The organism is Kineococcus siccus (assembly GCF_009906795.1).
In the GTDB taxonomy this organism is placed as follows: Bacteria; Actinomycetota; Actinomycetes; order Actinomycetales; family Kineococcaceae; genus Kineococcus; species Kineococcus siccus.
The window spans coordinates 1-6,506 of the sequence record NZ_JAAALN010000228.1 but is presented as its reverse complement, the minus strand read 5'-3'; the positions used below and the strand labels follow the sequence as shown (position 1 = coordinate 6,506).

Genomic DNA, 6,506 nt, shown 5'->3' with positions numbered 1-6,506 from the left:
GGCCCGCGTCCGCGCGGGCCCGAGCTGGGCCGGCGGTCCCCCGGCCGCCTCGACCTGGAGCGCGCGCATCTCGCGCTTGCGCCGGCGGCGCTGCTCCTTGGTGTGGCTCTCGTAGGCCGCGTTGGCGCCGATCCACGCGAACATCACGGGCAGGGCCACGAACCACGCGCCGACGGCGTACAGCGCGATCCAGAGCCCCATCCAGCCGAGCCGGACCCCTTGGCACACGGCGTCGGAGACGAAGCCGACGCGCGGCAGCACGACCCCGACGGGGGTCAGGCGGCTCTCGTCGATGTCCAGCTTCTCGAGCTCGCGGTCCTCCAGCTCGCGCGGGCTGAGCTCCTTGCCCCGGTGACGGTCCCGGTCCCGGCCCCGCCGCTGGTCGCGGCGCCACGGGTCGGCGTCGTGGGGCTCGAGGCGGCCGCCGCTGCGCACGGCGGGCAGCTGCGCGCCCTCGCGGGCCGCGGGCGGCTGCCCGCCCTCGCGGTCCTTGCCCAGGTCGATGCCCACGGCGCCTCCTCCTACAGGTCCAGGTCGGAACGGCGGAACTTGGCGTCCAGGAACCGGCCCTGGGTCGCCAGGCGCTGGGCGTCGTGGTCGTAGACCGCCTGCTGCAGCTGGCGGGTGCCGTCCAGCAGCAGGTGCAGCTGCGACAGCAGCTCCTCGGCGGGCGTGGTTCCGGAGGGCCCCCGGTGGGTGAGCGCGTACTGCTCGGGCAGGTCGAGGTAGTGCTCGAGCGCGCCCGGCAGGTACTCGGTGACGATGGCCTCGAGGTTGTGCAGCTCCTCGACGTCGGCGCCGCGCTTGGCGACGTGCGCCAGGAGCGGCGTGAGCACGTCGCCGATCTCGCGCACGGTCGGCACGGCCCCGTCGGGGAGCTTGCCGCCCGCGCGGTTCACGGTCGCGACGACCGTGCGCAGCTCGTGCTGCATGGCGGCGACGGGGTCGGCCGGCGCCGCCTCGACGGGCGGCGGCGCGGGGGCGGCCTCGAGGACCGGCTCCCCCGTGAGGGCGGCCTTGAACCTGAGCCAGGCGGAGTTCGTCACGACGGAGTGCACCAGTCCCGTTCCCCAGGTGGCGATGGCGAGCAGCAGTCCGAACAGGAAGGGCGGCCAGCCGCCCGCGGTCATGAGCGCCACCGACCCGCCGGCGGCGGCGAGGTAGGCCGCGGCGGCCAGCAACCACGCGGGCCGGCGCGCCGTGATCCCCATGTACAGGAAGGCGAGCCACGGCAGCCCCACCGCGGGGACGACGAGCCACCAGGAGTTCCTGACCCGCCAGACGCGGCTGCGCAGCCGCCGCGCCACGACCTCGGCGGGGGCCTGCGCGCGCAGCACCTGACCGCGCGAGCGCTGCGGCACGGGGACGAGGTCCCCCGGTGCCGCCCGCCGGGCGCGCAGGCTGCGGGGCGCGCGGTCGGTCACCGGTGCGCTCACCGGCCCGGTCCGGGCAGCGCCGGTCCGCCGCCCTGCTCACCGTTGCGGGCACGCTCCAGGTAGGAGCGCGAGCGGTGCACCTGACCCTCGAGCGCGTCCACCGTGGTGGCCACGCTGACGACGGCCTGCTGCTTGAACGTGTCGATGGCGTCCATCGTCGCGAACACGTTGTCGAACGCCTTCTGCAGCGTGGCCACGTCGACGGTCGCGGTCGAGGCCTGCTGGTGGATCTGCGCCGTCTGCTGCTTGAGCATCTCCGACGTCGACAGGATCATCTGGTTCGTCGTGGTGTTCAGCGCGTTGATCTGGTCCAGGACGAGCTTCTGGTTGGCCAGGGCCTGCGCCACGATGACGGCCGTGCGCAGGGCGGCCACCGTGGTCGTCTGCGCCCGGTCGACGCCCTTGATGAGCTCGATGTTGTTCTTGCGCACCAGGTCCATCGCCAGGTAGCCCTGCACGCTGACCGCCAGCTGGGTCAGCAGGTCCTGGTGGCGCTGGCGGATGGGGAACAGCGCGTCCGAGGTCAGGGCGTCGGCGGCCTGCGGCTGCGAGACGCGCAGCTCGTCGACCTTCTGCACGGTCGCCGCGTCCAGCGCCTTGGCCAGCGTGGCGTACTCCGTGAGCTTGCCCATCGTCGTCCAGAGGTTCTGCTTCTCCTGCTCGATCGACGCGTTGTCCTTGCGCAGCTCGTCCTGCCCCGACGCGAGCGCCTTGATGATGGCGTCGAGCTGCGACTGCGCGTCGGCGTAGCGCTCGAAGTAGCGCTGGATCTTGTTGCCGAACGGGATGACCCCGAGGATCTTCTTGGCGCCCTTCAGGTCGGCGCGGCCGGGGTCGAGGTCGGTGACGGTCTGCCGCAGCTCCAGCAGCGTGTTCGCCACCTTCACCTGCGCGTCGGCGCCGGGGCCGCTCGCCTTCTGGCCCTTGGCGCCGGCCAGCGACGAGGCGGGCCGCTCGAGCATGCGGTTGGAGACCTGGGCGGAGGAGCGGACCTCCTGCTCGCCCATGCGCGTGATGTCGTCGACCTTCTTCTGGAAGGCCGGGCTGCGCGGGTCCTGCGCCGCGAGGTCGGCGACGAAGGCCTGGGCCTTGCGGGTGAGCTCGACGCGGGTGGCCTCGTCCAGCGGGATCATGCCCTCGGCCTGCTCGTCGGCGACGACCGGCACGGGCGCGGGCGGTGTGAGCTGGAGGTCCGCGGCCGCGGGCGCCGGCACCGCGGCGGGCGGGCTCAGCGGCTTGTTCAGGTCCAGCGACTCCGACATCAGAGCTTCCCCTCGTCCTCGGGCGCCACGCGGCCCCCCCATCCTAGGTCGGGCCGTGGCGGTCGGACCGATTCCAGCGCACGCCGGCTCCCCGCGGCATCCCCCGCCGGGGGGACCCCGCCCTCGGGCCCTGGACGGACACCGCCCGCGGTGCCCGCCGGGCTCACGCGTCCTCCGCGTCCTCCGCGTCCCACGCCTCGGTGCGGGCCCGCGCCGACTCCAGGGCGTGCTGCGCGGCCTCCCGCGTCGGGTACGGGCCCATGAGGTCCTGCGCCTTGTCGCGCCGGTCGGCCTCCTCGACCGCTCCGGTCCGCACGTTGTAGAAGAAGCTCGCCTCGCTCATGCCCGCATCCTGCTCGCATCCCGCGCCGCGCGCAGCGACGGGCCGCCCGGGCCGCGGACCTAGACTCGCCGGCATGACTCCGGGCACGTCCTCCGCCACCCAGCTCGTCCCCGGGCGGGTGAGCCCCCGGCGCCCGGTGCCGGCCGCGATCGCCCGCCCCGAGTACGTGGACCGGCCCGCGCCGGCGCCGTACACCGGCTCGCACGTCATCGACGCCGAGGGCGTCGAGCGCATCCGCCGATCGAGCCGGCTCGCCGCGCAGGCGCTCGCCGAGGTCGGGCGCCACGTCGCGCCCGGCACGACCACCGACGAGCTGGACCGGATCGGTCACGAGTTCCTCTGCGACCACGGCGCGTACCCCTCGACGCTGGGCTACCGCGGCTTCCCGAAGGCCTTGTGCACGAGCCTGAACGAGGTGATCTGCCACGGCATCCCCGACTCGACCGTGCTGCGCGACGGCGACATCGTCAACGTCGACATCACCGCCTACCTCGACGGCATGCACGGCGACACGAACGCGACCTTCCTGTGCGGCGACGTCGACGAGGAGTCGCGCCTGCTGGTCGAGCGCACCGAGGAGGCGACCCGCCGGGGCGTGAAGGCGGTCGCCCCCGGCCGCGCGCTGAACGTCGTGGGCCGGGTCATCGAGGCCTACGCCCGGCGCTTCGGCTACGGCGTGGTGCGCGACTTCACGGGGCACGGCGTGGGCCCGGCCTTCCACTCGGGCCTGGTCGTGCCGCACTACGACGCGGCGCCCGCGCACGACACCGTGATGGAGCCGGGGATGGTCTTCACGATCGAGCCCATGCTGACCCTGGGCACGCACGAGTGGGACATGTGGGACGACGGCTGGACCGTGACCACCCGCGACCGGCGCCGCACCGCGCAGTTCGAGCACACGCTCGTCGTGACCGACACGGGCGCCGAGGTCCTCACCCTGCCGTGACCGGCGGGCGGGCCACAGGCACGGCCACGGCGGTGGGCAGCACAGCGGCGGGCACGGCGGCGGGCACCCGCGCGTTGGGTCCGGCACCAGCGGCCGCCGCCGTCGACGTCCGCGAGCGTCGGCCGGAGCGCCGCACCCCACGACCGGAGGAGCACGATCGACGTGAACACCACCCTGGCCCGCCCCCAGCGCGGCAAGCTGATCGCCGGCGTGTGCGCCGGTCTCGCCCGCCGCTTCGGCGTCTCGGCGAACCTGGTCCGCGTGCTGTTCGTGGTCTCCTGCCTGCTGCCGGGCCCGCAGGTCCTCGTCTACGCCGTGCTCTGGATCGTGCTGCCGAAGGACCACACGAGCTGAGCCGGCCCGCGGGTCGCCCAGCGGGCACGGGCACCGGTCGGGGGCGGGCGCGGAGGCGCGCGCGCCCCTACGCTCTGCCCTCGTGACCGAGACGACCAGCGACACCCCGCAGACACCGGCGACCCAGCAGGCCCCGGCGCGCCCCGCGTCGCGGGCCCGGCGCACGAGCGCGCGCCTGCCCACCCTCGGGCTGGGCATCGACATCGGCGGGTCCGGCATCAAGGGGGCGCCCGTCGACCTGGGCGCGGGCACCTTCGCGGCCGAGCGGGTCCGCATCGAGACGCCGCAGCCCGCGACCCCCGCGGCGATCGCGCCCGTCGTCGCGCAGGTCGTCGAGCAGCTGGGCGAGCACCTGCGCGGCGACGAGCCGATCGGCATCACGTTCCCGGCCGTCATCCAGCACGGCATCGCGCGCAGCGCCGCCAACGTCGACGAGTCGTGGATCGGCACCGACGCCGAGAGCCTGTTCTCCGACGCCCTCGGACGGCCGGTCGTCGTCGTCAACGACGCGGACGCGGCCGGCTTCGCCGAGGTGACCTTCGGTGCGGCGAAGGGCATCCACGGCGTCGTGCTCGTCACCACGCTGGGCACGGGCATCGGCAGCGCGCTCATCGTCGACGGGCGGCTGGTCCCGAACACGGAGCTCGGCCACCTCGAGATCGGCGGCCACGACGCGGAGAAGAAGGCCGCCGACTCCGCGCGCGAGCGCCACGACCTGTCGTGGCAGCAGTGGGCGAAGCGGCTGCAGCGCTACTACTCCCACCTCGAGGACCTGCTGTGGCCCGACCTCATCGTCGTCGGCGGGGGCGTCAGCAAGAAGCACGAGAAGTTCCTGCCGCTGCTCGACCTGCGCACGCCCATCGTCCCGGCGCACCTGCTGAACGACGCGGGCATCATCGGGGCCGCGTCGCTGGCGGCGCAGGCGGCCGCGAAGCGCTGACCCGCCCGGGACGGCCGGGGGGACGCGCGAGGGAGCGCTCTCCCGACCAGGCGGGCGGACCCCTACAGTCATCACATGACTGAGAACGCATCGTTGCGGTTCGGCCTCTTCGTGCCCCAGGGCTGGCGGCAGGACCTCTCCGGCATCGCGCCCGCCCTGCAGTGGGCGGCCATGAACTCGCTCGCCCAGCACGCCGACACCTCGGACGTCTGGGAGTCCATCTGGGTCTACGACCACTTCCACACGGTTCCCGAACCCTCCGAGGAGCCCACGCACGAGGCGTGGAGCCTGATGGCCGCCTTCGCGGCCTCGACGCGGCGCGTGCGGCTCGGGCAGATGTGCACGTGCATGGCCTACCGCAACCCGGCGTACCTGGCGAAGGTGGCCGCGACCGTCGACGTCGTCTCGGGCGGCCGCGTCGAGATGGGCATCGGGGCGGGCTGGTACGAGCACGAGTGGCGCGCCTACGGCTACGGCTTCCCGGGCGCCGGCGTCCGCCTGGCCATGCTGGAGGAGGGCGTGCAGATCATGTCCCAGCTCTGGACGGAGGGGACGTCGACCTTCGCGGGCGAGCACTACCAGACCGACGGCGCCATCGTCCGCCCGCTGCCGCTGCAGCAGGGCGGGATCCCGCTGTGGATCGCGGGCGGCGGGGAGCGCAAGACGCTGCGCTACGCCGCGAAGCACGCCCAGTACACGAACTTCGCGGGCGACCTCGAGACGTTCACGCACAAGTCCGAGGTCCTCGCGGGTCACCTCGCGGAGTTCGGGCGGGACCTGTCCTCGATCACGCGGTCGTCGAACTACAACATCGCGATCGGCCGGGACGAGCGGGAGGTGGCCGAGCGCATCGCGTTCCGCCGCGCCCAGCTCGAGAGGCACGTCTCCCCCGAGGCCGTCGAGCGCGAGATGGCGAACTTCGCCCCCGGCGTGCCGGGCGTCGGCACGCCGGAGCAGATCGTCGAGGCCCTGCGCCCCGTCGTGGCCGCCGGCATGACCTACCCGATCGTCTACTTCCCCGAGGCCGCCACCGACACCAGCGGCATCGAGCTGTTCGAGCGCGAGGTCGTCCCGGCCCTGCGGGGCTGACGCCCACCGCCCGGGAACGCGAGCTTCACCCGCGGTTGGCGTGCCCGTCACCCAGGACCCCTCGGGGCCCGCGAGGGTGGCGGCACGCCCACCACGGAGGTCCTCGTGCCCACTGCCCCGTCGCTCCCCTCCCCCG

General features: G+C 74.1%; 8 protein-coding genes. 4 read left to right on the top strand and 4 right to left on the bottom strand.

Annotated features, from left to right (window positions below; translation table 11 throughout):
• The 4 genes from GTR02_RS18630 to GTR02_RS18615 form a co-directional block, all read right to left on the bottom strand.
• Window positions 1-510, bottom strand: a 510-nt coding sequence (locus tag GTR02_RS18630) for a hypothetical protein (protein WP_166608978.1), incomplete at its 3' end; no start/stop codon positions are given.
• A gap of 11 nt (window positions 511-521) precedes the next feature.
• Window positions 522-1,436, bottom strand: a complete 915-nt coding sequence (locus GTR02_RS22470) for a hypothetical protein (RefSeq protein WP_205709591.1) — start codon at window positions 1,434-1,436, stop codon at window positions 522-524.
• Entirely contained in the window at window positions 1,433-2,698 is a 1,266-nt protein-coding gene (locus GTR02_RS18620) for a toxic anion resistance protein (protein ID WP_166608977.1), read from the bottom strand. The genes GTR02_RS22470 and GTR02_RS18620 overlap by 4 nt, the downstream gene beginning before the upstream one ends.
• Before the next feature lie 163 nt (window positions 2,699-2,861).
• Window positions 2,862-3,041: an SPOR domain-containing protein gene (locus GTR02_RS18615; RefSeq protein WP_166608976.1), complete on the bottom strand. Its 180-nt coding sequence runs from the start codon at window positions 3,039-3,041 to the stop codon at window positions 2,862-2,864.
• Between the two features lie 73 nt (window positions 3,042-3,114).
• Here GTR02_RS18615 and map point away from each other — a divergent pair, with 73 nt between their 5' ends.
• From map to GTR02_RS18595, 4 genes are all read left to right on the top strand, one after another.
• A complete protein-coding gene (gene map / locus GTR02_RS18610) occupies window positions 3,115-3,987 on the top strand; it encodes a type I methionyl aminopeptidase (protein ID WP_166608975.1) in 873 nt (290 codons plus the stop codon).
• A 162-nt stretch (window positions 3,988-4,149) separates the two neighbouring features.
• Window positions 4,150-4,341, top strand: a complete 192-nt coding sequence (locus tag GTR02_RS18605) for a PspC domain-containing protein (RefSeq protein ID WP_166608974.1) — start codon at window positions 4,150-4,152, stop codon at window positions 4,339-4,341.
• A 175-nt stretch (window positions 4,342-4,516) separates the two neighbouring features.
• On the top strand, window positions 4,517-5,281 hold the full coding sequence (gene ppgK, locus GTR02_RS18600) for a polyphosphate--glucose phosphotransferase (protein WP_166608980.1): 765 nt from the start codon (window positions 4,517-4,519) through the stop codon (window positions 5,279-5,281).
• Between the two features lie 93 nt (window positions 5,282-5,374).
• Entirely contained in the window at window positions 5,375-6,370 is a 996-nt protein-coding gene (locus GTR02_RS18595) for an LLM class F420-dependent oxidoreductase (protein ID WP_166608979.1), read from the top strand.
• Window positions 6,371-6,506 lie beyond the last annotated feature (136 nt).

Coding starts and splice junctions, on each gene's coding strand:
- GTR02_RS18620 (WP_166608977.1), bottom strand. CDS start 2,698: ATGTCGGAGTCGCTGGACCTGAACAAGCCGCTGAGCCCGCCCGCCGCG.
- GTR02_RS18615 (WP_166608976.1), bottom strand. CDS start 3,041: ATGAGCGAGGCGAGCTTCTTCTACAACGTGCGGACCGGAGCGGTCGAG.
- map (WP_166608975.1), top strand. CDS start 3,115: ATGACTCCGGGCACGTCCTCCGCCACCCAGCTCGTCCCCGGGCGGGTG.